The following is a 23,087-nucleotide window of genomic DNA, read 5'->3' as shown; positions in this document are numbered from 1 at the left end:
AGGGCGCGGTGCAAGGTTGCGCCGCCTTGCGAAGCTTTCAGCCCTTCGGGATTGGCTCTGTGACTGTCCGTCTGACGACGACGAAACTCACGACCAAAACGACGACCGGGAAAACCGGTCCGTCGCGCTGACGCTTCGCCTCGGTTCCGGGTCCATCTCCCCCCGGCGGGGAGAGATCGCCGAACCCGCCCGAGACCGGTGCGGGGCGGCCCCCAAAGGGAGACCCGAACCGTCTTATCCGCAAAGGATCACATCATGAGCTTCAAGGTCGCAGTGGTCGGCGCAACCGGCAATGTAGGCCGCGAGATGCTGGACATTCTCGCCGAGCGTGCCTTCCCCGTCGGCGAGGTCGTGGCGCTCGCCTCCTCCCGTTCGGTCGGCACCGAGGTCTCGTTCGGCGACAGGACGCTGAAGTGTCGGGCGCTCGAGCATTACGATTTCTCCGACACCGATATCTGCCTGATGTCGGCGGGCGGCGATGTATCGAAGGTCTGGTCGCCGAAGATCGGCGCGCAGGGCGCCGTCGTCATCGACAATTCCTCGGCCTTCCGCATGCATCCGGACGTGCCGCTGATCGTGCCGGAGGTGAATGCCGCCGCCGCTGCCGGCTTCACCAAGATGAACATCATCGCCAACCCGAACTGCTCGACCGCGCAGCTCGTCGTCGCGCTGAAGCCGCTGCACGACAAGTTCGGCGTCAAGCGCGTCGTGGTCTCGACCTATCAGTCGGTTTCCGGCGCCGGCAAGGAAGGCATGGACGAGTTGTTCAACCAGACCCGCGCCGTATTCTCGGCCGGCGAGGTCACCACCAAGAAGTTCCCGAAGCGCATCTCCTTCAACCTCATCCCGCATATCGACGTCTTCATGGAGGACGGCTTCACCAAGGAAGAGTGGAAGATGGTGGTCGAGACCAAGAAGATCCTCGACAAGAAGATCAAGCTAACCGCGACCTGCGTGCGCGTGCCGGTCTTCATCGGCCATTCCGAGAGCGTGAACATCGAATGCGAGAAGCCGATCACCGCCGACGAGGCGCGCGAGGTGCTGCGTACCGCTCCGGGCATCCTGGTGATCGACAAGCACGAGCCCGGTGGCTACATCACCCCGCATGAGGCGGCCGGTGAGGACGCGACCTATATCTCGCGCATCCGCGAGGACGCGACCGTCGAGAACGGCCTCGCCTTCTGGTGCGTCTCCGACAACCTGCGCAAGGGCGCTGCGCTGAACGCCGTGCAGATCGCCGAGGTGCTGGTCAACCGCAAGCTGATCCAGCCGCGCAAGCAGGCCGCCTGAAAACAGAAGCGCTGCCCGACCCTGTCCGAAACCCGGGCAGGGTCACTGGCACTGTCCACGCGCATGGGCGGGCGACCGTCTTTGCGTGTGGCTATGCCGCGCAAAACGGCTAAGGCTTGTGCATCCCCTGCGCGCGAACCGAGCCCTTGCCCAACGCTCCCCTTCCTGAACCGCCGGTCGTCCCTCCGCAGGAAGGCAGACCGCTGCGCATCGACAATTCCGCGCGTGGCATCGCGCTGCTGCTGCTCTCATCGATTTTCATGTGCAGCGGCGACATCGCCTCCAAATATCTCGCGACCACCTTGCCGGCGCTCCAGATCACCTGGATGCGCTATGGCACCTTTGCCGCGATCATGCTCGTCACCATCTGCTTCACCGGCGGCTTCCGCAGGATGCGCACGAGCCGGCCCGGGCTGCAGGTGCTGCGGGCCTTGGGCGTGACGATCTCCTCGATCCTGTTCGTGGCCGGGCTGCACGATCTGCCGATGGCGGACGCGACCGCGACCTCCTTCGTCTCGCCGCTCTTCGTGACGGCGCTTTCGATCCCAATCCTGGGGGAGGTCGTCGGCTGGCGGCGCTGGCTCGCCACGATCGTCGGACTCATTGGCGTTCTGGTCGTGGTGCGCCCTGGGGGTGACGGCTTTCATGGCGCGTCGTTCTTCGTTCTCGGGTCGTCGTTCTTCTGGGCGTTTTCGCTGATCGTCACCCGGATGATGAGCCGCACCGAGATCCCTGTGGTGACGCTGGCCTATTCCGCCACGATCGGCTTCATCCTGCTTTCGCTGGCGGTCCCGTTCAGCTGGCAGGTGCTCGATCTCAAGGCGGTCCTGATCGGCATCTTCGTGGGCGGCATCTCGACGATCGGGCATATCTTCCTGATCCAGGCCTTCCGCTATGCGGATGCCTCGCTGCTGGCGCCCTTCGCCTATTCGCAGCTGCTCTGGGCCTCGATCTTCGGCTTTCTGGTTTTCGCAGCGATCCCGGACCTCTGGACCTATGTCGGCGCCGGCATCATCGCGGCTTCGGGACTGTATACGGCCCATCGCGAACGCATCCGCGCCAGGCAGGTCGCCGGCTGACGGCGCCGGCGTTCAGCCCTGCGGCTTTGCGCCATAGCGCGCCATGAACATCGCGATCGCCTCGCCGACGACGCGGTGGATCTCGTCCTCGCTCGGGGGCGTGCGGACGGCATTGAACAGGCGCGGGCGCGTCAGTGTCGACTGGCAGAGATCGAGGAACTGCACGGCCGCGAGGTAGGTATCCTCAATGTCGAGCTTTCCCTCGGCTACCATGCGATCGAGATAGCCCGCGATCAGCCGCGAGCCCAGCATCGGTCCGTTCTCGTAGAAGCCGCGGCCGAGATCGGGCATGCGTTCGGCCACACCGATGACGACGCGATGGGCGCTGACAGCCAGATCGCCGTTGATCATCCGCACGATGCAGTGGCCGAAATTGGTGAGCGCGCGAACGGGATCGGAATTCTCGGCCAGGGCTTCGAAGGCGCCGCGCTTCTGCGCTTCGCGCTCGCGCTCGATCAGGGCGACGAAGAGATGCTCCTTGTCCTCGAAATAGACGTACAGCGTGCTCTTGGAGACGTTCGCGGCGGTGGCGATATCGCTCATGCTGGCGGCATCGAAGCCGCGGGCGATGAAGACCTGATGAGCTCCGTCGAGAATCTGCCGCCGCTTGTCGGGGTCGGCGCCGGCGACGCGGTGATTGCGCGCGACGGTCTTAACGATGGCTTCGGAGGTCTTGGTCATCATTCCCCGGCGGAGGGGGCGCTCCGCGCGTGCTGCGAAAATTAATCGAACCGATCGGTTCGATTTGACTTGATATGCATCATACGCCGCGCTATTTCAAGCGCAATCGAACCGCCTGGTTCGAATTGACATGCAGGACGCCCAATGTCTGCTGAGACCGCTGCCGAACACCGCCGCGACCGGCTGAAGCTGGTCGACGCCAAGGCCGAGACCGCCCAGCCGACCGAGCCCGCCACCGCCCGCGATGCGCAGGCGAAGAGCACGCCGGCCGAACCCGCCGACGGCAAGGCAAAATCCGGAAAGAACCCGTTGAAGCGCGGCGCATTGCTCGTCGTGGCCGCGGCCGTCGTGGGAGCCGGGCTCTGGTACGGCATCGACTGGTGGCGCAACGGTCGTTTCATCGTCTCGACCGATGACGCCTATGTCGGTGCGGAGATGGCGACCGTCTCGGCCAAGCTTTCCGCTAATATCGCCTCCGTCTCCGTGCAGCAGAACCAGGAGGTCAAGGCCGGGCAGCCACTCGTCGCGCTCGACGATGGCGACTGGCAGATCGCGCTCGACAGTGCCCGCGCCAAGACCGCGACGGCGCAGGCGACGCTGGCGCGCATCGACAGCCAGGTCGAAGCGGCGCGCGCCGCCCAGACGCAGGCGCAGGCGCAGCAGAACTCGGCCGAGGCCGCAGTGACGCGCACGGCCGCCGATTTCGAACGCGCCAGCAGCCTCGCTGCCAAGTCCTACGGCTCGCAGGCGACGCTCGATGCCGCGACGGCGGGTCGTGATCAAGCCGTCGCCGCGTTGGCGAGCGCCAAGGCCGGTGTCTTGCAGGCGCAGGCGAACATCAAGGTTCTGGAAGCGCAGCGCATCGAGGCCGCCCGCCAGATCGACGAGTTGAAGGTCGCCGAGCAGAAGGCCGAGCGCGATCTTTCCTTCATGAAGATCGCCGCGCCGATCGACGGCGTCGTGGCCAATACCAATGTCCAGATCGGCGATCTCGTCGGGGCCGGCAAGCGCCTGATGTCGATCGTCCCGCTCGACCAGGTCTATGTCGACGCCAATTTCAAGGAGACCCAGGTCGGGCCGCTGAAGACCGGCGACAAGGCGAGCATCACGGTCGATGCGCTGCCGGGACAGGTCTTCCACGGCACGGTCAGCGGCATCGCCGGTGGCACGGGCTCGGTCTTCACGCTGCTGCCGCCCGACAACGCGACCGGCAACTTCACCAAGATCGTGCAGCGCGTGCCGGTGCGCATCGCGCTCGACAAGGACTCGACCGCGAAGCATGCGCTGCGGCCAGGCATGTCGGTCGTGGTCTCGATCGATCCGCGGCCGGCCGCCCAGCGCTGATCAAGCGCCATCGATAAAGCGGGTCATCCCGCACGCGCTGCGGCACGACAGTGCCGCTGCGCAGATGCGGGACCGCAGGACGAGATGTGACAGGCTCCCGCCGCTGTGAGGGCGCCTCTTTCTGATGACGGTCCCGTGTCTGCGCAGCAGCGTTTCACGCTGCGGCGCGCACGGGAAGACAGCCCCGAGGAAAGGTAGGCCAACATGGCCACCGCGACCATGAATCCGGGCGCCGGCGCCAAGCCCGCCGAAGACGCCATTCCGCTCCGCCGGATCTTCGCCTTCATGGCGATGGTCTTCGGCATGTTCATGGCGATCCTCGACATCCAGATCGTCTCGGCCTCGCTGGCGGAAATCCAGGCCGGCCTGTCCGCCTCGTCCGATGAGGTCGCCTGGGTCCAGACCGCCTATCTGATCGCCGAGGTGATCATGATCCCGCTCTCCGGCTATCTCAGCCGGGCGCTGTCGACGCGGGTGTTCTTCTCGATCGCGGCGGCGGGCTTCACCATCGCCAGCGTGCTCTGCGCGCAGGCGACCTCGATCAACGAGATGATCCTGTGGCGGGCGGTGCAGGGCTTCATCGGCGGCGGCATGATTCCCGGCGTCTTCGCAGCCGCCTTCACCATCTTCCCGCCGTCGAAGCGGCCGATCATCTCGCCGCTGATCGGGCTCGTCGCGACGCTGGCGCCGACGATCGGCCCGACGGTCGGCGGCTATCTCAGCCATGCCTTTTCCTGGCATTGGCTCTTCCTGGTCAATGTCGTGCCCGGCATCGGCGTGACGATCGCAGCTTGGACGCTGATCGATTTCGACAAGCCCGATCACAGCCTGATCAAGCGATTCGACTGGCTCGGGCTCGCCGCGATGGCGGCTTTTCTCGGCAGCCTCGAATATGTGCTGGAGGAGGGGACGCGGCTCGACTGGTTCCAGAGCCACGAGATCGTGTTCTTCTCGGCCGTCATGGTCGCAGGCGCGGTGCTGTTCTTCTGGCGGGCGCTGACGCGGGACGACCCGCTGGTCGATCTCTACGCCTTCCGAAACCGCAACTTCGCCTTCGGCTCGCTGTTCTCCTTCACCATGGGCATCGGCCTCTACGGGCTGACCTATCTCTACCCGGTCTATCTCGGGCGCATCCGCGGCTATGATGCGCTGATGATCGGCGAGACGATGTTCGTCACCGGCCTCGCCATGTTCTTCACGGCGCCGATCGCCGGGCGGCTCTCCGCCAAACTGGACCCGCGCATCATGATGATGATCGGCTTCGGCGGCTTCGCGGTCGGCACCTGGTGGGCGTCCTTCATCACGTCGGACTGGGATTTCTACGAGCTCCTGGTGCCGCAGATTCTGCGCGGCTGCTCTTTGATGCTGTGCATGGTGCCGATCAACAACATCGCGCTGGGCTCGCTGCCTCCGCAGCAGCTCAAGAATGCATCCGGCCTCTACAATCTCACCCGAAACCTCGGCGGCGCGGTCGGGCTCGCGGTCATCAACACCATGCTGAATACCCGCACCGACCTGCACATCACCCGGCTGCACGAAATGGTCGTCGCCGGGCGTGGGGTGGCGGAGGAGGCGCTCGCCAACACCGCGCAGCGCTTCATCGACTACGGCGACGCCGCGCAGACCATGGCGCTGGCGCTGATCAACCAGCGCGTCCACAAGCAGGCGCTGGTCATGGCCTTCGGCGACGTCTTTCTCGGGCTGACCGCGATCTTCGGGAGCCTCGTCCTGATGTCGCTGTTCCTGAGCAAGCCGCCGAAGCCTGTTGCCGGTGCCGGAGGTGGCGGGCACTAGACCAGGCCTGCGTCTGCTGCGGCTTTCGCTGAGCCCGCCTTTGCCCTCATGCGCTCACTGCGCATCAGGCCCAGGGCGATCACGCCGATGTGCTGTGGGCGCTGCCCGATGTCGCAGGCGTGCAGATTGACATTCGGCCGGTACTTTGCCAAATATGATAGCAATATCAGTAGTTTAGACGATTTCTAAACTACGTGGCCGGCGACCGGCGTGGTGGAAGGCGTTACAATGAGCGTTCTGGCGAGCAAGGATCACGATCACAGGCCGGTGGCGGCCGATCATATCCCGTGGCCGCAGAAAAACCCGACGAGCTGCCCGATCAGCGCCGTGAAGGCGCGGCTGCGGACGGCGGGCCTGCGCCCGACGCGCCAGCGCATGGCGCTGGGCTGGCTGCTCTTCGCCAAGGGCGACCGCCATGTCAGCGCCGAGATGCTCTATGAGGAGGCGCTGCGGGCGCGTGAGCCGCTTTCGCTCGCGACCGTCTACAACACGCTGCGCCAGTTCTCGGAAGCCGGCCTGCTGCGCCAGGTCTCGGTCTCCGGCCCGAAGACCTTCTTCGACACCAACGTGTCCGAGCACCATCATTTCTACAACGAGGACGACGAGACCGTCACCGATATCCCGGGTTCGATGATCCAGGTCGCCGGCCTGCCGGACGCACCGGAAGGCATGGTGATTTCCTCGGTCGAGGTCATCGTCCGTCTGCGCAGTGCCGATGGCGAGGAAATCGAGACCAAGCGGGTGGTGGGCCACCACGCGTGATCGTCTGCTCCTGCAACGTTCTGTCCTGCGGCCAGATCAAGGGGACTGTCGCTGCTGACGGCAGCGGCCCCCGGACGGCCGGCGAGGTCTATGACTGCCTGGGCTGCAGCCCGGATTGCGGACGTTGCGCGCGCGAGGTTCGCGCTATCCTGGCCGAGGCCCGCGCGGTTTGCGCGACGCAATGCGGCAGCTGCGCCAGCCGCGAGGTCGAGTGCGCGGTGCATGTTTCGGTCGGCATCATGCTCGAAGGGATCGAGCTGAACGACGAGAGCATCGCGGCCTGAGCGCAGCCCCGATCTCCTGATCGATCAAAAGCGGCGAGACCACTTTTTACCTCTTCACTTCCGGACAGACCGCGACTACATTAGGATCATTCTAATGTGAATTGCGGAGTGCACCCCATGAAGGGCGACAAGAAGGTCATCGAGTATCTCAACAAGGGGCTGCGCTCGGAGCTCACCGCCATCAACCAGTACTGGCTGCATTACCGCATGCTGGACAACTGGGGCCTGAAGGAGATGGCCAAGACCTGGAAGAAGGAATCGATCGAGGAGATGGTCCATGCCGACCGCTTCGTCGACCGCATCCTCTTCCTCGAAGGCTTCCCGAATCTGCAGACGCTCGACCAGATGCGCATCGGCGAGACCGTCACGGAAGTGATCGAATGCGATCTCAAGGCGGAGCTCGAAGCGCGCACGCTCTACCAGGAAGCGGCGAAATACTGCCGCGAGGTCGGCGATTTCCCGTCCGAGGACCTGTTCAAGGCCCTGATGAAGGATGAGGAAGGCCATATCGACTTCCTCGAGACCCAGCTCGACCTGATCGCGCGCGTCGGCATCGAGCTCTATACCCAGAAGCATATCGGCGGCCTGGAAGGCGACGACCACGACCACTGAGTCGTCGGGGCGCTTCAACCTGAACCGTCATTGCGAGCGAAGCGAAGCAATCCAGGAGCGGCAGAGCTCTACGTCCCCTTGGATTGCTTCGTCGCTGCGCTCCTCGCAATGACGACCAGGCATATTTCCAAGAACAAAAAAGGCCCGCCATAGGCGGGCCTTTGATGTTTGAGCGAAGCTGCGCTTTCGTCAGATGAAGCTGACGTCGGCGGCTTCCGGACCCTTGCGGCCGGTGCGGATCGAGAAGCGCACGCGCTGCCCGTCCATCGGCGGCTGCAGGCCGCTGCGGCCGAGCGAGGACACGTGCAGGAACACGTCCGGGCCGCCCTTGTCCGGCGCGATGAAGCCGAAGCCGCGATCCGAGTTGAAGAACTTTACGGCGCCATCATAGGGGCCTTCGACCGGGCCGCTATCGCGGTCCTGGAAGCCGCCGCCACGCGGGCCGCGATCGCCGCCGCCGTAGCCGCCGCGATCGTTATAGCCGCCGCGGTCGCCGCCGTAGCCGCCACGATCACGGTCGCCATAGCCGCCACCGCCGAAATCATCGCGTGGAGGACGGGGCGAGAAGGCGCGCGGAGCCGGCGCGGTCTGCGTCGCCGTGGAGGCGTCGATCTCATGGATCGCGACGACCTGAAGGCCGCGGCGACCTTCGCCGAGATCGGCGACAATGGTGGCGCCGGGCAGCAGGTCTTGCTGGTCCAGCGGGCCGATGGCCGAGACATGCAGGAAGACATCGCCCGAACCATCGGAGGGCGATGCGAAACCGAACCCCTTCTCGGGGTCGAACCACTTGACCTTGGCTTCGATGTTTTCGTGCGTGACGAAGGGTTGGGCAGCGGGAGGCTTGCGACGATCGAACATGGATCTTCAAATATGAGTGACCGGGAGCACGCAACTTAGCTCATGCCGGGCGCGCCGTCATCGGGGTCACGGCGAAATTATTGCACGTCATGTTACGCGGTTACAGCGGTTTTCTACCCCCGTCCCCAGCGTCCCTATTCGGCTTTCGTTATGCTCCCCTTGCATGCATCGGCCCATTTCTGGCGAGTTTCTTCGGGCAAGCCGGCGAAAATGCCGCAGGTCGCGCTCTTGCCATCAGGGGCTGCCGGTACGATGTGACATGCGAGTTAGGGAAGACACGCCTCCTGGTCGGTAAGCGCGACACATGCGCTGCTCAGGAGATGACAATTGGTTCGTTCGCGACAATCCGGCAGGAAGGCCGGCGATGGCGTGATCCGGCGGCTATGGCCGACGGAGCGCGATCTTTTCAGAGAGCATCTGCTCAGGCTCGACCCCGTCACGCGCCAGCAACGCTTCGGCACGGCGGTGAATGACGCGTTCCTGGAGAATTATGCCAGGACGACCTTCGGCGTCGGCGGCCTGGTCTATGCCTATATCGTCGACGGCGTGGTGCGGGGCGCGGCAGAGTTGCGCGGTCTCGACGAGATCATCGCGCTGACCGGGGAGGCTGCCTTCAGCGTCGAGACGCCGTGGCGGCGTCGCGGCGTCGGCGGGCAGTTGTTCGGGCGGTTGATCACGGCGGCACGCAATCGCGGGGTCCGCACGCTCTACCTGACCTGCCTGCCGGAAAACCTGGCGATGCGCCGGCTCGCGGCGAAGTTCGAGGCCGACCTGGTCGGCGGCTATGCCGATGTCGAGGGCGTGATCGCGACCGGCGCACCAACGCCCTTCACGATCCTCGACGAGGCGCTCGACAATGCCAAGGGCTTCGCGGCGATGGCGCTGTCGATCCAGAAGAGCTTCTGGCCGAGTGCTTTCCTGGCGCGGGCCCTCGGGGCCTGAGGCGCGGGTTCAGCGGTTTCAAGGTCCATCTTTGTCATTCCGGGGCGCGCCGCAGGCGCGAACCCGGAAACCACGACCGGGTGAGACAGCCTATATGTGGCTGCGGGCGGCCAGCCCAGTCGTGGGTTCCGGGTTCTCCGCTGCGCGAAGCCCCGGAATGACAGCGGCGGTTTCAACCAGGAACGATCCGATCGGTGTCGATGCAGTCTACCGGTTCAGCGACAGCGAGGCGCCGGATTTGGTGACGGCGCCGTCGAGCGCGCCGGAGCCGGAGCTGCGCAGCCGGGCCGCGACCGTGCCGCCCTGCTGGTAGAGATAGACCTCGCCATCCCGGAAATCCCAGGCCGAGATCTTCTGAAGATCCTTGTTGGCGCAGCCGGACGAGGAGGCGCGGTAGAGATCGAGCGTCGGCGTGCTCGACAATTGCACACGGCAGGAGCCGCCCGTCGCCTCGCGCGCCGTCCAGCCGCCGACCATGCTGTTGCGGCTGGCGGATGGGCGCGGCGCCGCTGCCGGGCTCTGGCCGAGGCCGGCGACCTGGTTGTCGCTGCCGCGCAGGCCCGGATCCTGCGCCGGCTGGCCGGTCGGGGGCAGGGGCTGGCCTTGCGGCGCGCCGCCGGCATTGGGGTCGAAGAACGGGTCCTGGGGCGCAGGCAAGGCCCCGCCACCCTGAGGACCGCCTGCAACGGGGTAGCCGCCTGGCTGGGGCGTCGCGGGATAGCCGCCCGGCGGCGGCAGCGGCTCCGACGTGATCGGAGCAGAACTCACCGGCGGAGCCGAGGGCAGCACGGGCTGGCTGTAGGAGGGCGGGTTCATCACCGGCCCGGTGAAACGCTGCGAGCCAGCGCAGGCGGTCAGAGCCAGCAAGGGGAGCAGGGCGGCCGCACGGGTCAGGGTGGCGGTCGATGCGATCTTGATCGTCGTCATGCGGCGCGGGTTCCGATCTCGGTCAGCCGAACGTTGCGTCATTATCAGGAAACGCGATGAACGCGGCATGAGCATGGTCTAGCGCAGGCCTGTCGCATTGCGAACCCTTGATGTCGACCCGGGTTCCTGCGCGCCGGGCCGGACCTTCGTGAAAATGGCCCGCCCCGGGAGGGAGCAGGCCAGTTTCAGTGTGGTGCCGGAAGGGCTCGCGGTGAGCGCGAATCAGCCCGCCTTGCGCTTGTTCTGCCGGTTCTCGACGAGATCATCGACGACGGCGGGATCGGCCAGCGTCGAGGTGTCGCCGAGCGCGCCATACTCGTCCTCGGCGATCTTGCGCAGGATGCGGCGCATGATCTTGCCGGAGCGGGTCTTGGGCAGGCCGGGCGCGAACTGGATCAGGTCCGGCGAGGCGATCGGGCCGATCTCCTTGCGGACATAGGCGACGAGGTCCTTGCGCAGGGTGTCGGTCGGCGCCTCGCCGGCCATCAGCGTGACATAGGCGTAGATGCCCTGGCCCTTGATGTCGTGGGGATAGCCGACGACCGCGGCCTCCGAGACCGACGGATGCGCGACCAGCGCCGATTCGACCTCGGCCGTGCCCATGCGGTGGCCGGAGACGTTGATGACGTCGTCGACGCGGCCGGTGATCCAGTAATAGCCGTCGGCATCGCGCCGGCAGCCGTCGCCGGTGAAGTACTTGTTCGGGTAGGTGGCGAAATAGGTTTCCTCGAAGCGCTTGTGGTCGCCATAGACCGTGCGCATCTGGCCGGGCCAGCTCTCGGCGATGACGAGATTGCCCTCGCAGGCGCCTTCCAGGACCTTGCCCTCGGGGTCGACGATCTCCGGCTTGATGCCGAAGAACGGCCGCGTCGCCGAGCCCGGCTTGAGCTGGGTGGCGCCGGGCAGCGGCGAGATCAGGATGCCGCCGGTCTCGGTCTGCCACCAGGTATCGACGATCGGGCAGCGGCGCTCGCCGACGACGCGGTGATACCACTCCCAGGCTTCCGGATTGATCGGCTCGCCGACCGAGCCGAGCAGGCGCAGCGACTTGCGCTTGGTCTTCTTCACCGGCTCCTCGCCGGCGCCCATCAGCGAGCGGATCGCGGTCGGCGCCGTGTAGAAGGTGTTGACCTTGTGCTTGTCGATGACCTCCCAGAAGCGCGAGATCGTCGGATAGGTCGGGATGCCCTCGAACATCAGCGTGGTCGCGCCGTTGGCGAGCGGCCCGTAGAGGATGTAGCTGTGGCCGGTCACCCAGCCGACATCGGCCGTGCACCAGTAGATGTCGCCGTCATGGTAGTCGAAGACATACTGGTGGGTGATCGCGGTGTAGACGAGATAGCCGGCGGTGGTGTGGAGCACGCCCTTCGGCTTGCCGGTCGAGCCCGAGGTGTAGAGCAGGAAGAGCGGGTCCTCCGCCTTCATCTCGACCGCCGGGCAGTGACCGGAGACCTTGGCGGCCTCGTCATGGTACCAGACGTCGCGGCCGTCCTTCATGGTGATGTTGCCGCCGGTGCGCCTGACGACGATGACGGTGCCGATGCCGCCCTTCACCTTGTCGTCGGCGGTGTCGACATTCTTCTTGAGCGGCACGGCGCGGCCGCCGCGCAGGCCTTCATCGGCGGTGATGACGATCTTCGAGTCGGAATCCTCGATGCGGCTCGCCAGCGAATCCGGCGAGAAGCCGCCGAACACCACCGAATGCACCGCGCCGATGCGGGCGCAGGCGAGCATCGCATAGGCGGCCTCCGGGATCATCGGCAGGTAGATGGTGACGCGGTCGCCCTTCTTGACGCCATTGGCCTTGAGGACGTTCGCGAACTTGCAGACCTCGGTATAGAGCTGGCCGTAGCTGATCTTCTTCGACTCGCCGGGGTCGTCGCCCTCCCAGATGATCGCCGTCTGCTTGGCGCGGGTCGCGAGATGCCGGTCGATGCAGTTATGGGCGACGTTGGTGGTGCCGTCCTCATACCATTTGATCGAGACCTTGCCCGGCTTGTAGCTGGCGTTCCTGACCTTGGTATAGGGCTTGAACCAGTCGATGCGCTGGCCCTGCTCGCCCCAGAACTTGTCGGGGTCCTTGATCGAGGCCGCGTACATCTTCTTGTACTTGGCGTCGGTCGCCCAGGCCTTCTTCGACCAGGAGGTCGGGACGTCGTAGATGATCTCGGACATTCGGGCGTCTCCCCAGACTTGGGCGGTCTGTGTTGCGCTGGTCCGCCTCATGGTCAGGCGCGGCGGACGTCGCTTCTTCGATTTCGACGCATCATAGGATGCGAACGCGTCGCGGCAAGCCATTGTGCATCGCACTTTCGTGGCAGGGGCAGGCCGCGAGTGCATGAAAGCGGGTCGAAAAGCCTTCGAACCGTCTTATCCGATGGTCGAATCGACTTTTGGACCGGCTTTTTGCTGCCGATTATTATTCAGAGGCCGCCCATCTTGCAGACGATGTCCCATTCCCCGTCCGTCACCGGCTGGACCGAAAGGCGGAACGAGGTGACGAGCGCCATCTTGGCGAGCTTCGGCTCGGCCTTGACAGCGACGAGCGTCACCGGCTTCGGCAGCGGCTTCACCGCCTTGAAGTCGACCAGGACCCAGGGCTCTCCGGGAATCCAGTTATAGGCTTCCTTGATGACCTCGACGATGCCGACGACCTCGAGCCCCTCGTTGGAGTGGTAGAAGAAGACCTGGTCGCCCTTTTTCATCGCCATCAGGTTGAGCTTGGCGGTGTGGTTCTTCACCCCGTCCCAATGCGTGCCCTTGGCGCCGGCCTTGACCTGGTCGTCCCAGGACCAGACGGATGGTTCGGATTTGATCAGCCAGTGAGCCATCAGGCCTCGTCCTCCTTGATCGGCACCGGCGGCTGCGAGGCCACCTCGCCCTGTTCGTTCCAGAACCGCACCATCTCGCGGGTCAGCGCGGCGTAATCCTTGGGGTCGAGCTCGATCCTGACCTCGCCCTCGCCGAAGGGCAGGATCAGCACGAAGCGATGCGTGCCTTCGGTTTTGCGCCGGCGGTGCTGGATCACGGGGCCCGCGATCCGCCCGGCCAGCGGCACGGGCTCGCTCTCGGCGACGAGTTCGGAGCCCGTCGTCTTCTTGACCTCGGCGATGCCGCGCGCGACGCGCTTCGTCAGATCGGACCAGTCTCCCGCCATGCTTTCCTCCGTCACTCCGCCCGGATCGGCCGCGCCAGCAACGCAGCGACCGCGTCGCGGACGCCCACATCGCCGGCGATGATCGCGGCCACGGCCGCGGCGATCGGGGTATCGACCTGCTTCGCCCGCGCCATCTCGACCAGCACCGGGGCGGTGAAGGCGCCCTCGGCCAATTTACCGCCGGCCGCTTCCACCGGGCTCCTGCCCTGGCCCAGCGCCAATCCATAAGAAAAGTTGCGCGATTGCGGCGAGGCGCAGCTCAATACGACATCGCCGAGGCCGGACAGGCCCATCAGCGTTTCCGGGTCGCCGCCATAGGCCTCGCCGAAGCGGCGCAATTCGGCGAAACCGCGCGCGACCAGAGCGGCGCGGGCGCTCTCGCCATAGCCCAGGCCGATCGCGATGCCGGCTGCGATCGCGAGCACGTTCTTGGCCGCGCCGCCGATCTCGACGCCGCGCGTGTCGGTGGAATGATAGATGCGGAATGCGGGCGAGCTCAGCGCTTCGGCCAGCGCCTGCGCCAGATCGGAATCGCCGGCCGCGAGCGTCACGGCCGTCGGCAAACCACGGCCGATATCGGCGGCGAAGCTCGGCCCGGAGAGGATCGCGGCGGTGGCGCCCGGCCAGGCCTCACCGATGATCTCGGTCGCGAAACGGCCGCTCGCCTGCTCGATGCCCTTCGCGGCGGAGATCACCGGCACGCGCGGCGGCAGGGCTTCCGCCAGATGCTCGCAGGCCGACCGCAGGGCCTGGGTCGGCACCGCGACGATCAGGGCGTCGCAATCGGCGAGGGCTGCGAGCAGGTCGGTCGCGTGGATGCTCTCGGGCAGGTCGATGCCGGGGAGGCGTGGCGCCTGCCGTGTTCGCTCGATGGCCTCGATGGTCTCGCCATCGCGGGCCCAGAGCCGGACATCGTGGCCGGCACGGGCGGCGGCGAGCGCCAGTGCGGTGCCGTAGGCGCCGGCGCCGACCACGCCGATGCCGCGATAGCGAGCGCGAGAGCTCATGCGGCGGTCGACGGGGTGGCCGAGAGTTCGTCCAGCGGCCAGCGCGGACGGGCGACCGCGGCCATATCGTCGACAAGACCGAGCCTGAGACGTTCGAGCCCGGCCCAGGCGATCATCGCGCCGTTGTCGCCGCAGAGCGCCAGAGGCGGAGCGACCATCGGCAGGCCGGCTTCGGTGGCCAGGCGGTTGAGCCCGCTGCGGATCGCCTGGTTGGCGGCGACGCCGCCGGCGACGACGAGCGTCGAGGGGGTGAGGCCGGCCTCGCGGCAGGCGCGCAGGCCGGCGCGGGTGCGGTCCACCATCACGTCGACGACGGCCGCCTGGAAGGAGGCGCAGAGATCGGCGACATCGTTGTCGGAGAGCGGCGCGATCCGCTCGGCGACGAGGCGCACGGCGGTCTTGAGGCCGGAGAGCGAGAAATCCGGGCTCGGCCTGCCCTGCATCGGGCGCGGGAAATCGAAGCGCTCGGGATCGCCCTTGGCCGCCTCGCGCTCGACCGAGGGACCGCCGGGATAGGGCAGGGCGAGCATCTTGGCGATCTTGTCGAAGGCCTCGCCGACCGCGTCGTCGATCGTGCCGCCGAGCTTGAGATAGTCGCCGACGCCACGCACGGCGAGCAACTGGGTATGCCCGCCGGACACGAGAAGCAGTAGGTAGGGAAAGGCGAGATCGTCGGTCAGGCGGGCGGTCAGCGCATGCGCCTCGAGATGGTTGATCGCGATGAAGGGTTTTCCGGTGGCGAGCGCGATCGCCTTGCCGGCGGTGAGGCCGACCATGACGCCGCCGACGAGGCCGGGACCGGCCGCCGCCGCGACGGCGTCGATCTCGTCGGGTTTCAGATCCGCATTGGCGAAAGCGCGGGCGATGATGCGGTCGATCGCCTCGACATGGGCGCGCGCCGCGATTTCCGGCACGACGCCGCCATAGGCTGCATGTGCGGCGATCTGGCTCAGCACCTCGTTCGACAGGATCTTGGTTTCGCCGGAACGCTCGACGGAGACGATCGCGGCTGCCGTTTCGTCGCAGGTCGTCTCTATCCCCAGTACACGCATGATCGGTCGACTTGTCTCGCGGAATGAGGGATCAGGATCAAGCAACGGCGCCGGGCGGTTCCGTGCCGGCAATTCCTTCGTATAGTGCGCGAGGGGGCGCAAGGCCAAGAGGCCCGTCACAAGAGGCGGTTCCGCGGCCAGGGCGGCGAGACGAGGAAAAGGAGACGGCATGGGCAGGATCATTGTTCCGCCTCAATGCGGCATGATCGCAAATTGCTGCACGGTTCGCGGATCGTCCTGCGGGCGCCGCCGGTTTTGTCAGGAGCTGTGAATGCGCGTCTTCGTCTTTCGACCCCGCCCCGATGCCGAACGGACCGCGCGCGCCATCGCCGAGCACGGCTTCGAGCCGGTCGTCGCGCCGCTCTTCGAGGTCGTCCGCCTGCCGGATGCCGCGCCCGAGGGAGTGTTCGACGCGATCGTGCTGACCAGCGGCAATGGCGTGCCGGCGCTGGCGGATGGATCGATCGGCTGGCGGGACCTGCCGGTCTTCACCGTTGGAAGCCGCACGGCCGCGAAGGTGCGTGAGGCCGGGCTGGACGATACCCGTAGCGCCGATGGCGACCGCAACGACCTGATCGAGCTGATTCGGCGCACGCTGCCGGTGCCTGCGAAGCTCCTGATGATCGTCGGGCGCGACCGCAAGGAGGACGTGCCCGACCGTCTGCGCGAGGCCGGCTACGAGGTGACGCTCTGGACCGCCTATGCGGCCGAACCCGTCTCCGTCCTGCCCGAGGATATGCAAGCTGCGCTGCGGCATGGTGGCGGAGGCGCGGCGCTGCATTATTCGGCGCGCGGCGCGCGGACCTTCATCGCGCTGGCCCAGGCGGCCGGCGTCGCCGACGAGGCGCTCGAACTCACCCATGTCACGCTGTCGGCCGATGTCGCCTCGCCCCTGATCTCGGCCGGGGCCAGCACGGTTCTCGTCGCGGAGCATCCGGAGGAAGCCGGGATGCTCGCGGCGCTGGAGCAGGTCTCGGCGCGCGAGCACCTGATCGATGCTGCCCGGCCGGAGCCGCGCGGCAGCCTGCAGCGCACGCCGCCGACCGTCGATCTCAAGGTGGTCTCGTCGTCGGACGAAGCGACCGAGGCGGCGGAGTCCGCGAAACCGTCGCCGGAGGCGGTGGCGCCGACCGAAGCGCTGCCGCAGGAATTCGCGCCGCCGCCGGTCGAGCCGGCGCGTGCGCCTGCCGAACGCGAGGCGCCGGCCCGCACGCCCTGGCTCGCTGTGATCGCGGCCGGGCTCGTCGGTGGCGTGATCGGCGGAGCACTCGTCAGCTATGCGCTGACCAAGCCCGCTCCTTCCGTTAACGTCGAAGCGATCGCTGAATTGCGCAACCGGCTGGAGGCCACGCAAGCGAGCGCGGCGGCGGCCGACCGCAAGGCGGCCTCGGCGACGGAAGCGGCGGCGAAGGCCGGTTCTGAGCTTCAGTCCGTCACGGCGAAGCTCGCTTCGCTCGGCAATGCGCAGGCACCGGATACGAGCGCCTTCAGCGCTCAGGCTCAACGCGCTGAAGCCGCGGCGACGGCTGTTGGCCAGCGCCTTGACCAGATTGCCGGGCGGCTGGGCAATGTCGAGACGCAGGCGAAGGCGGCATCGGGCGCCAGTCCCGAAGCGATGGCGGCGGCGCGGATCGTGCTGGCCGAACGGGTACAGCGCGCGCTCGCCGGCGGGCGCCCCTTCGCCGGCGATATCGCGGCGTTGACGAAAAATGGCGTGGCGCAGGCGGATGTCGCTGCACTGGCGGCTGTTTCTTCAGGCGGTGCGCCGACACGCGAGGCCCTGCAGGCGGGCTTCCGCAAGCATGGCGCGATGTTCCAGCGCGAGGTGATGCCGGCGTCCGACAGCTGGACCGACAAGCTGCTCGCCCTGGCGAGCCGCGTCGTCACGGTCCGCCCGGTCGGCGACAGCGGCTCGACCGATCCCGCGACGCTGCCGCTCCGGATCGAGGGCGCCATCGCCGCCGGCGACATCGTCAAGGCTTCGGCGCTGTGGGGCCAGTTGCCGGAGCCGGCGCGCCGTGCCAGTGCGGAATTCGGTGCCGATCTGCAGAAGCGTGCCGCGGCGGATGCGGCGATCGCCAAAATCGCGCAGGATGCGGTTGCGGCGCTTGGCGCGGCCGGTTGACGGAGGGTTGAGGAGTCCATGGTTCGCGTTCTCGTCTACCTCGCCGTCTTCGCCTGTCTTGCCTTCGGCGCCGTCTGGCTCGCTGACCGGCCGGGCGAGGTTTCCGTGCTCTGGCAAGGCTACCGGATCGAGACCAGCGTCGCGCTGGCGGCGATCGGAGTCGTCGCGCTCGCCTTCCTCGTATTGCTGGCCTGGGCGGTGCTGCGCTTCGTCTTCGGGTTGCCCTCGGCTTTCAGCCTGTCCTCGCGATCGCGGCGCCGGGCGCGCGGTTTTGAGGCGGTATCGCGCGGCATGGTCGCGATCGGCGCGGGCGATCCGATCGCCGCCGGGCGCTATACCGGCGAGGCGCGCCGTTTCGTTCCGGGCGAACCGCTGACCCTGCTGCTGGAGGCGCAGACCGCCCAGTTGAGCGGCGACCGGGCGCAGGCCGAAGCTGCCTTCAAGGCGATGCTGGAGAAATCCGAGACGCGGGTGCTGGGCCTGCGCGGGCTCTTCGTCGAGGCCAAGCGGCGCGGCGACGTCACCGCCGCGCGCGCCTTCGCCGATGACGCGGTGCGCCGCTCGCCCTCGCTGGCCTGGGCCAACGACGCGCTGCTGGATTTTCACACGCAGGCCGGCGACTGGCAGGCGGCCCGCACCGCCGTCGAGCGCCGCGCGGCGCTGAGGCTCGCCGACAAGGCCGAGGCCCGGCGCCAGCGCGCGGTGCTGCTGGCGGCCGAGGCCTTGCAGGCGCGTGAGCACGAGCCCGAGAAGGCGCTCGCCGCTGCGCTCGAAGCGGTGAAGCTGTCACCGGCGCTGACGCCGGCCGCTGCCCTGGCCGGCCGGATGCTCGCCGAGCGCGGCGATGTCCGCAAGGCCTCGAAGCTGCTGGAGGCGGCCTGGAAGGATGCGCCGCATCCCGACATCGCTGCGGCCTATCTCGATGCGCGGCCAGGCGACAGCGCGCTCGACCGCCTCGCCCGGGCGACGACACTGACGAAGCTGCGTCCGTCCGATCCTGAAAGCGTGCTGGCACTGACCGGCGCCGCGATCCAGGCGCGCGAGTTTCAGAAGGCGCGCGAGACGCTGAAGCCCTTGCTGGCAGGAGGTGCCTCGGTGCGCGCCTGCCTGCTGATGGCCGAGCTTGAGGATGCCGAGCATGGCGCGGCCGGCCGGGTGCGCGAATGGCTGGCGCGGGCGACGCGGGCGCCGCGCGATGCCGCCTGGGTGGCGGACGGGCTGGTCTCCGACCACTGGATGCCGGTTTCGCCGATCACCGGCCGACTCGACGCCTTTGTCTGGACGGTCCCGCCGGCGACGCTCGGCAGCCAGGCGCAAGCCGTCGACGACGTGCTGGCCGATCTCGACGATTCGACCAAGCTGATCGAGGTGAAGGCCGAGAGCGTCACGACGATCGAACCTGCGGCCGTTGCACCGCCGCCTCCGCCTCCGCCCGTGCCGAAGGAAGAGCCCAAGCCGGAGCCGGTCGCCGCTGCTGTGCCACCGGTTCCGAAAGAGGAGCCGAAGCCGGTCGTGGAACCGAAGCCGGCCGAGCCTGTGGCAAGCGCTGCCAAGCCGGTTGAGGCCAAGCCCGTCGAGGCCAAACCGGCCGAGGTCAAGCCAGCGGCTGAGCGTGAGGCGGCATCGCCCAAGCCGGTCATCTTCCCGGTTTCGCATGCGCCGGACGATCCGGGGCCGGAGGAAGAACCGCCGCCGGAACCGAAGAAGAGCGGCTTCAGGCTGTTCGGTTGAACGCCATCGCCGCTTGACCCCTCCACGGGTCATCCCGGGCGACCGGAGGGAGACCCGGGATCCATTCCGGAACACTGATCTGAAAGGCTCCGGAATGGATCCCGGATCTTCGCTTCGCTCCGTCCGGGATGACGGCATTGGTTGGATCACAGGTTGCGGAAAAGGCGTGCGGCCGACGGCCATGCACCTTATAGCGGCGCGATGACATCCGTTTCCGATCCCAATGCCGCCGTCACGCTCACGGTCGGCCCCGAGCAGGCCGGCCAGCGGCTGGACAAGGCCCTCACCTTGCTCGCCGGCGAGATTTCGCGCGCCCGCCTGCAGCAGGTCATCAAGGAGGGCGGCGTCAGCCTCAACGGCGCCGTCTTCAGCGATGGCAGCCGCAAGGTGGTCGAGGGCGACACCATCGGCCTGGTCATGCCGGCGGCGAAGCCGGCCGATCCGATCGGGCAGGATATCCCGCTCGACGTCGTCTACGAGGACGAGCACCTGATCGTCATCGACAAGCCGGCCGGGCTCGTCGTCCATCCTGCCGGCGGGCATGAGGATGGCACGCTGGTCAATGCGCTGATCGCGCATTGCGGCGAGAGCCTCTCCGGCATCGGCGGGGTCAGGCGGCCGGGCATCGTGCACCGGCTCGACAAGGACACCAGCGGCCTGCTCGTCGTCGCCAAGAACGACAGGGCGCATCACAAGCTCGCCAAGCAGTTCGCCGACCATGGCCGCACCGGGCCGCTCCAGCGCGCCTATCTCGCCATTGCCTGGGGCGTGCCGCGCCTGCGCGAGGGCACGATCGACGCGCCGATCGAGCGCTCGACCCGCAACCGCGAGAAGATGACCGTGGTGAAGGAGGGGCGCGGGCGCGAGGCGATCACCCATATCGAACTGCTCGAACGCTATCCGCCCCTGCTGAAGGGGCTCAACGAGATGGAAGCCTTGGCGAGCCTGATCGAATGCCGGCTGGAGACGGGGCGCACCCACCAGATTCGCGTGCATATGAGCCATATCGGCCATCCCTTGCTGGGCGACCAGCTCTACGGTTCTGGTTTCGCCACCAAGGCGGTCCGCTTGCCGGCGGATGCGCAGGCGGCGCTGGCCACGCTCGGCCGGCAGGCTTTGCATGCGGCGATCCTCGGATTCGAGCATCCGGCGAGCGGCGAAGAGATGCTGTTCGAGTCCGAGCCTCCCGAGGATTTTGCGAATCTGCAAGCGGCACTCGCGAGGCTGTGAGCGAATCCGGCGGTTTTGCCACCTTTCCGCCAGAGTGAGTTCGCATATACTGGGGCTGTTCGGATGCGGATGGCCAAGGGGGCGCCGCAAGCGAGCGTTCCGACCGAACCGATGACAGGTTCCCGCGTTGGATTGCTTTGCCGAATCCGAAGCCTGCGCGAAGGTTGATCGCGCGGAGGGCCTGCCGCCAAGCGGGGGCCTCGATGAGGAGAACGAGCATGGCGAGTGCTTCGCTGCCCGTCCTGTCCGCCGAAGGCGGACTGTCACGTTATCTCGATGAAATCCGCAAGTTCCCGATGCTGGAACCGAGCCAGGAATACATGCTGGCCAAGCGCTGGCGCGAGCATGGCGACCGCGATGCGGCGCACCAGCTCGTCACGTCTCACCTGCGCCTCGTGGCCAAGATCGCCATGGGCTATCGCGGCTACGGCCTGCCGATCGGCGAAGTCGTCTCGGAAGGCAATGTCGGCCTGATGCAGGCGGTGAAGCGCTTCGAGCCCGAAAAGGGTTTTCGCCTCGCCACCTATGCGATGTGGTGGATCAAGGCCTCGATCCAGGAATATATCCTGCGCTCGTGGTCGCTGGTGAAGATGGGCACCACCGCCAATCAGAAGAAGCTGTTCTTCAATCTGCGCAAGGCCAAGAGCAAGATCTCGGCGCTGGGCGAGGGCGACCTGCGCCCCGACCAGGTCAAGCAGATCGCGACCAAGCTCGGCGTCAACGAGCAGGACGTGGTCGACATGAACCGCCGCCTCGGCGGTGACGCGTCGCTGAACACGCCGCTGCGCGAGGATGGCGAGGGCGAGTGGCAGGACTGGCTGGTCGACGATTCGGAAAGCCAGGAACGCCGCCTCGCCGATTCCGAGGAGGCGGATAACCGCCACTCGGCGCTGCGCGAGGCGCTTGAGGTGCTCAATCCGCGCGAGCGGCGCATCTTCGAGGCGCGCCGCCTGGCCGAGGACCCGATCACTCTGGAGCAGCTCTCCGAGGAGTTCGGCGTCTCGCGCGAGCGCGTCCGCCAGATCGAGGTTCGCGCCTTCGAGAAGGTGCAGGAGGCCGTCAAGAAGGCGATCACCCGCATCGAGGCGCCGCGCGCGGCGCTGCCGGCGGCCTGACCGGTTTCGCTAGCGAGAGTTTGAAGGGGCGCCGCGAGGCGCCCCTTTTTTTGTCAATACAGCGGCGGTAGCGGCTGGAGTGGCAGGCGGAAGGGGCCGATGAAGACCCGACCTTCGCGCAGCGAGACCGGAGGCAGGGTGGTGAGGCCCGGCGCCGTGGCAGTGTTGCCGCCGCGCCCGCCGAGGAAGCCGCCGAGGCCGCCCAGAAGGTTGCCGACGCGCAGGCCGCCGATCTGCTCGATACCGGCCGCTGCCAACTGGAGATCGCCGGCAACGCGGTGCAACGGATCGAGCATCAACTGCCCGCTGCCATCGACGCGGGCCTTGCCCTTGGTCGAGACCAGGCGGGTCAGTTCGAAGGTTCCGTTGGCGGCGCGCCAGCTTTCGAGCGCGTCGGGGTTGAAGCCCTTGCGGAAGCTCTCGGCCTGGGTGAGCGTCGCCTGCAGGTCGATCTCGCCGGTCTCGGTATTGCCGAGCAGCGCGTCGATCGGCGGCAGGATCGTGCCCTTGGCCGCGATGGCGATGTCCACCGCCTGCTCGGTGGCGGGCCGTGTCGGGTTGCGGCGCAGATGCGTTTCGAGCGTGGCAGCGCCCCAGCTCTCGGTCGCGAGGCCGGGTGTGGTCAGCACGCCGCGCGGTTCGCTTGCAACGAGCGCAAAGCGCTCCGGACTGCGCCAGGCGAAGCTGGCATCGAGATCCTTCCAGGTCAGGTCGAGCACGCGGCCTTCGGGCAAAGTGACTTTCGCTGGGCTCGATGCTTCGAGGATGGCGAGGCCGGGCGAATAGATCTGGCCGACTGCAACGGCTGGGCCAGTCTCGACGCGCACGGCGTCGCCCCAGCGCGTCGAGGTCAGAGTCAGTGCCTTGCAGCGCAACTCGATGCGGAAGGGAAAGCCGCCGATGCTGCGGTCGGTGCAGGTCCAGGTGCGGCCGCGCTCGGCCTCGCGCGCCAGCGCGACGTCGATCCCGGTCGCGATGCGATCGCGCGCATAAAACCAGAAGGCGGACCAGGCTGCGGCGAGGACGACGAGCAGCATGAAAGGGCCGTAGAGCCAGAAGCGGCTGCGGCGGCGCGTCGGAAGGGGATCGGTCAT

General features: G+C 67.1%; 21 protein-coding genes. 12 read left to right on the top strand and 9 right to left on the bottom strand.

What is annotated here, in order from left to right:
• The first annotated feature begins 255 nt into the window (after positions 1–255).
• Positions 256–1,290, top strand: a complete 1,035-nt coding sequence (locus tag ACWIEX_RS18955; RefSeq protein WP_454034517.1) for an aspartate-semialdehyde dehydrogenase — start codon at positions 256–258, stop codon at positions 1,288–1,290.
• Between the two features lie 146 nt (positions 1,291–1,436).
• Entirely contained in the window at positions 1,437–2,369 is a 933-nt protein-coding gene (locus ACWIEX_RS18950; RefSeq protein ID WP_454034516.1) for a DMT family transporter, read from the top strand.
• A gap of 12 nt (positions 2,370–2,381) precedes the next feature.
• On the opposite strand, the gene ACWIEX_RS18945 is transcribed toward ACWIEX_RS18950, so the two are convergent.
• Entirely contained in the window at positions 2,382–3,050 is a 669-nt protein-coding gene (locus tag ACWIEX_RS18945; protein ID WP_454034515.1) for a TetR/AcrR family transcriptional regulator, read from the bottom strand.
• A gap of 144 nt (positions 3,051–3,194) precedes the next feature.
• Here ACWIEX_RS18945 and ACWIEX_RS18940 point away from each other — a divergent pair, with 144 nt between their 5' ends.
• The 5 genes from ACWIEX_RS18940 (at position 3,195) to bfr (ending at position 7,846) form a co-directional block, all read left to right on the top strand.
• On the top strand, positions 3,195–4,394 hold the full coding sequence (locus ACWIEX_RS18940; protein ID WP_454034514.1) for an HlyD family secretion protein: 1,200 nt from the start codon (positions 3,195–3,197) through the stop codon (positions 4,392–4,394).
• Positions 4,395–4,598: 204 nt separating this feature from the next.
• The gene (locus tag ACWIEX_RS18935) at positions 4,599–6,188 is read left to right on the top strand and encodes a DHA2 family efflux MFS transporter permease subunit (RefSeq protein ID WP_454034513.1); all 1,590 of its coding nucleotides are present in this window, start codon (positions 4,599–4,601) and stop codon (positions 6,186–6,188) included.
• 228 nt (positions 6,189–6,416) lie between these two features.
• Positions 6,417–6,950, top strand: a complete 534-nt coding sequence (gene irrA, locus ACWIEX_RS18930) for an iron response transcriptional regulator IrrA (protein ID WP_306223054.1) — start codon at positions 6,417–6,419, stop codon at positions 6,948–6,950.
• Positions 6,947–7,234: a (2Fe-2S)-binding protein gene (locus ACWIEX_RS18925; RefSeq protein WP_454034512.1), complete on the top strand. Its 288-nt coding sequence runs from the start codon at positions 6,947–6,949 to the stop codon at positions 7,232–7,234. The genes irrA and ACWIEX_RS18925 overlap by 4 nt, the downstream gene beginning before the upstream one ends.
• Before the next feature lie 117 nt (positions 7,235–7,351).
• On the top strand, positions 7,352–7,846 hold the full coding sequence (bfr, locus tag ACWIEX_RS18920) for a bacterioferritin (protein ID WP_454034511.1): 495 nt from the start codon (positions 7,352–7,354) through the stop codon (positions 7,844–7,846).
• 189 nt (positions 7,847–8,035) lie between these two features.
• On the opposite strand, the gene ACWIEX_RS18915 is transcribed toward bfr, so the two are convergent.
• Complete coding sequence (locus ACWIEX_RS18915) at positions 8,036–8,707, bottom strand: cold-shock protein (protein ID WP_454034510.1); 672 nt, start codon at positions 8,705–8,707, stop codon at positions 8,036–8,038.
• A gap of 327 nt (positions 8,708–9,034) precedes the next feature.
• Here ACWIEX_RS18915 and ACWIEX_RS18910 point away from each other — a divergent pair, with 327 nt between their 5' ends.
• Entirely contained in the window at positions 9,035–9,649 is a 615-nt protein-coding gene (locus ACWIEX_RS18910) for a GNAT family N-acetyltransferase (RefSeq protein WP_454034509.1), read from the top strand.
• 207 nt (positions 9,650–9,856) lie between these two features.
• On the opposite strand, the gene ACWIEX_RS18905 is transcribed toward ACWIEX_RS18910, so the two are convergent.
• From ACWIEX_RS18905 to tsaD, 6 genes are all read right to left on the bottom strand, one after another.
• The gene (locus ACWIEX_RS18905) at positions 9,857–10,576 is read right to left on the bottom strand and encodes an AprI/Inh family metalloprotease inhibitor (RefSeq protein WP_454034508.1); all 720 of its coding nucleotides are present in this window, start codon (positions 10,574–10,576) and stop codon (positions 9,857–9,859) included.
• A 222-nt stretch (positions 10,577–10,798) separates the two neighbouring features.
• Complete coding sequence (gene acs / locus ACWIEX_RS18900; RefSeq protein WP_454034507.1) at positions 10,799–12,751, bottom strand: acetate--CoA ligase; 1,953 nt, start codon at positions 12,749–12,751, stop codon at positions 10,799–10,801.
• A gap of 248 nt (positions 12,752–12,999) precedes the next feature.
• Positions 13,000–13,407, bottom strand: a complete 408-nt coding sequence (locus tag ACWIEX_RS18895; protein WP_454034506.1) for an EVE domain-containing protein — start codon at positions 13,405–13,407, stop codon at positions 13,000–13,002.
• Entirely contained in the window at positions 13,407–13,733 is a 327-nt protein-coding gene (locus tag ACWIEX_RS18890; protein ID WP_454034505.1) for a hypothetical protein, read from the bottom strand. The genes ACWIEX_RS18895 and ACWIEX_RS18890 overlap by 1 nt, the downstream gene beginning before the upstream one ends.
• A gap of 11 nt (positions 13,734–13,744) precedes the next feature.
• Positions 13,745–14,740: an NAD(P)H-dependent glycerol-3-phosphate dehydrogenase gene (locus ACWIEX_RS18885; RefSeq protein WP_454034504.1), complete on the bottom strand. Its 996-nt coding sequence runs from the start codon at positions 14,738–14,740 to the stop codon at positions 13,745–13,747.
• Positions 14,737–15,792, bottom strand: coding sequence for a tRNA (adenosine(37)-N6)-threonylcarbamoyltransferase complex transferase subunit TsaD (gene tsaD, locus ACWIEX_RS18880; RefSeq protein ID WP_454034503.1), 1,056 nt, complete (start codon positions 15,790–15,792; stop codon positions 14,737–14,739). Before tsaD ends, ACWIEX_RS18885 begins: the two co-directional genes overlap by 4 nt.
• 271 nt (positions 15,793–16,063) lie before the next feature.
• Here tsaD and ACWIEX_RS18875 point away from each other — a divergent pair, with 271 nt between their 5' ends.
• The 4 genes from ACWIEX_RS18875 (at position 16,064) to rpoH (ending at position 21,993) form a co-directional block, all read left to right on the top strand.
• On the top strand, positions 16,064–17,917 hold the full coding sequence (locus ACWIEX_RS18875) for a uroporphyrinogen-III synthase (RefSeq protein WP_454034502.1): 1,854 nt from the start codon (positions 16,064–16,066) through the stop codon (positions 17,915–17,917).
• An 18-nt stretch (positions 17,918–17,935) separates the two neighbouring features.
• Positions 17,936–19,648: a heme biosynthesis protein HemY gene (locus tag ACWIEX_RS18870; protein ID WP_454034501.1), complete on the top strand. Its 1,713-nt coding sequence runs from the start codon at positions 17,936–17,938 to the stop codon at positions 19,646–19,648.
• Positions 19,649–19,849: 201 nt separating this feature from the next.
• Positions 19,850–20,878, top strand: coding sequence for an RluA family pseudouridine synthase (locus tag ACWIEX_RS18865; protein WP_454034500.1), 1,029 nt, complete (start codon positions 19,850–19,852; stop codon positions 20,876–20,878).
• A 218-nt stretch (positions 20,879–21,096) separates the two neighbouring features.
• Positions 21,097–21,993 carry an RNA polymerase sigma factor RpoH gene (gene rpoH / locus ACWIEX_RS18860; protein ID WP_061970578.1) on the top strand — a complete coding sequence of 299 codons (897 nt, stop codon included), beginning with the start codon at positions 21,097–21,099 and terminating at the stop codon, positions 21,991–21,993.
• 53 nt (positions 21,994–22,046) lie between these two features.
• Here the strand turns inward: rpoH and ACWIEX_RS18855 are convergent, their stop codons facing one another.
• Positions 22,047–23,087 (bottom strand): DUF2125 domain-containing protein, encoded by a 1,041-nt coding sequence (locus ACWIEX_RS18855; protein ID WP_454034499.1) that lies wholly within the window; start codon positions 23,085–23,087, stop codon positions 22,047–22,049.

The organism is Allobosea sp. NPDC055353, assembly GCF_053644975.1.
Note: the sequence above shows the minus strand (reverse complement) of the source record. Positions and strands in the feature narration are given on the sequence as shown.

Coding starts and splice junctions, on each gene's coding strand:
- irrA (WP_306223054.1), top strand. CDS start 6,417: ATGAGCGTTCTGGCGAGCAAGGATCACGATCACAGGCCGGTGGCGGCC.
- bfr (WP_454034511.1), top strand. CDS start 7,352: ATGAAGGGCGACAAGAAGGTCATCGAGTATCTCAACAAGGGGCTGCGC.
- ACWIEX_RS18955 (WP_454034517.1), top strand. CDS start 256: ATGAGCTTCAAGGTCGCAGTGGTCGGCGCAACCGGCAATGTAGGCCGC.
- tsaD (WP_454034503.1), bottom strand. CDS start 15,792: ATGCGTGTACTGGGGATAGAGACGACCTGCGACGAAACGGCAGCCGCG.
- ACWIEX_RS18885 (WP_454034504.1), bottom strand. CDS start 14,740: ATGAGCTCTCGCGCTCGCTATCGCGGCATCGGCGTGGTCGGCGCCGGC.
- ACWIEX_RS18935 (WP_454034513.1), top strand. CDS start 4,599: ATGGCCACCGCGACCATGAATCCGGGCGCCGGCGCCAAGCCCGCCGAA.
- ACWIEX_RS18855 (WP_454034499.1), bottom strand. CDS start 23,087: ATGACCGATCCCCTTCCGACGCGCCGCCGCAGCCGCTTCTGGCTCTAC.
- ACWIEX_RS18875 (WP_454034502.1), top strand. CDS start 16,064: ATGCGCGTCTTCGTCTTTCGACCCCGCCCCGATGCCGAACGGACCGCG.
- ACWIEX_RS18905 (WP_454034508.1), bottom strand. CDS start 10,576: ATGACGACGATCAAGATCGCATCGACCGCCACCCTGACCCGTGCGGCC.
- ACWIEX_RS18865 (WP_454034500.1), top strand. CDS start 19,850: ATGACATCCGTTTCCGATCCCAATGCCGCCGTCACGCTCACGGTCGGC.
- rpoH (WP_061970578.1), top strand. CDS start 21,097: ATGGCGAGTGCTTCGCTGCCCGTCCTGTCCGCCGAAGGCGGACTGTCA.
- ACWIEX_RS18870 (WP_454034501.1), top strand. CDS start 17,936: ATGGTTCGCGTTCTCGTCTACCTCGCCGTCTTCGCCTGTCTTGCCTTC.
- ACWIEX_RS18915 (WP_454034510.1), bottom strand. CDS start 8,707: ATGTTCGATCGTCGCAAGCCTCCCGCTGCCCAACCCTTCGTCACGCAC.
- ACWIEX_RS18890 (WP_454034505.1), bottom strand. CDS start 13,733: ATGGCGGGAGACTGGTCCGATCTGACGAAGCGCGTCGCGCGCGGCATC.
- ACWIEX_RS18945 (WP_454034515.1), bottom strand. CDS start 3,050: ATGACCAAGACCTCCGAAGCCATCGTTAAGACCGTCGCGCGCAATCAC.
- ACWIEX_RS18940 (WP_454034514.1), top strand. CDS start 3,195: ATGTCTGCTGAGACCGCTGCCGAACACCGCCGCGACCGGCTGAAGCTG.
- ACWIEX_RS18895 (WP_454034506.1), bottom strand. CDS start 13,407: ATGGCTCACTGGCTGATCAAATCCGAACCATCCGTCTGGTCCTGGGAC.
- acs (WP_454034507.1), bottom strand. CDS start 12,751: ATGTCCGAGATCATCTACGACGTCCCGACCTCCTGGTCGAAGAAGGCC.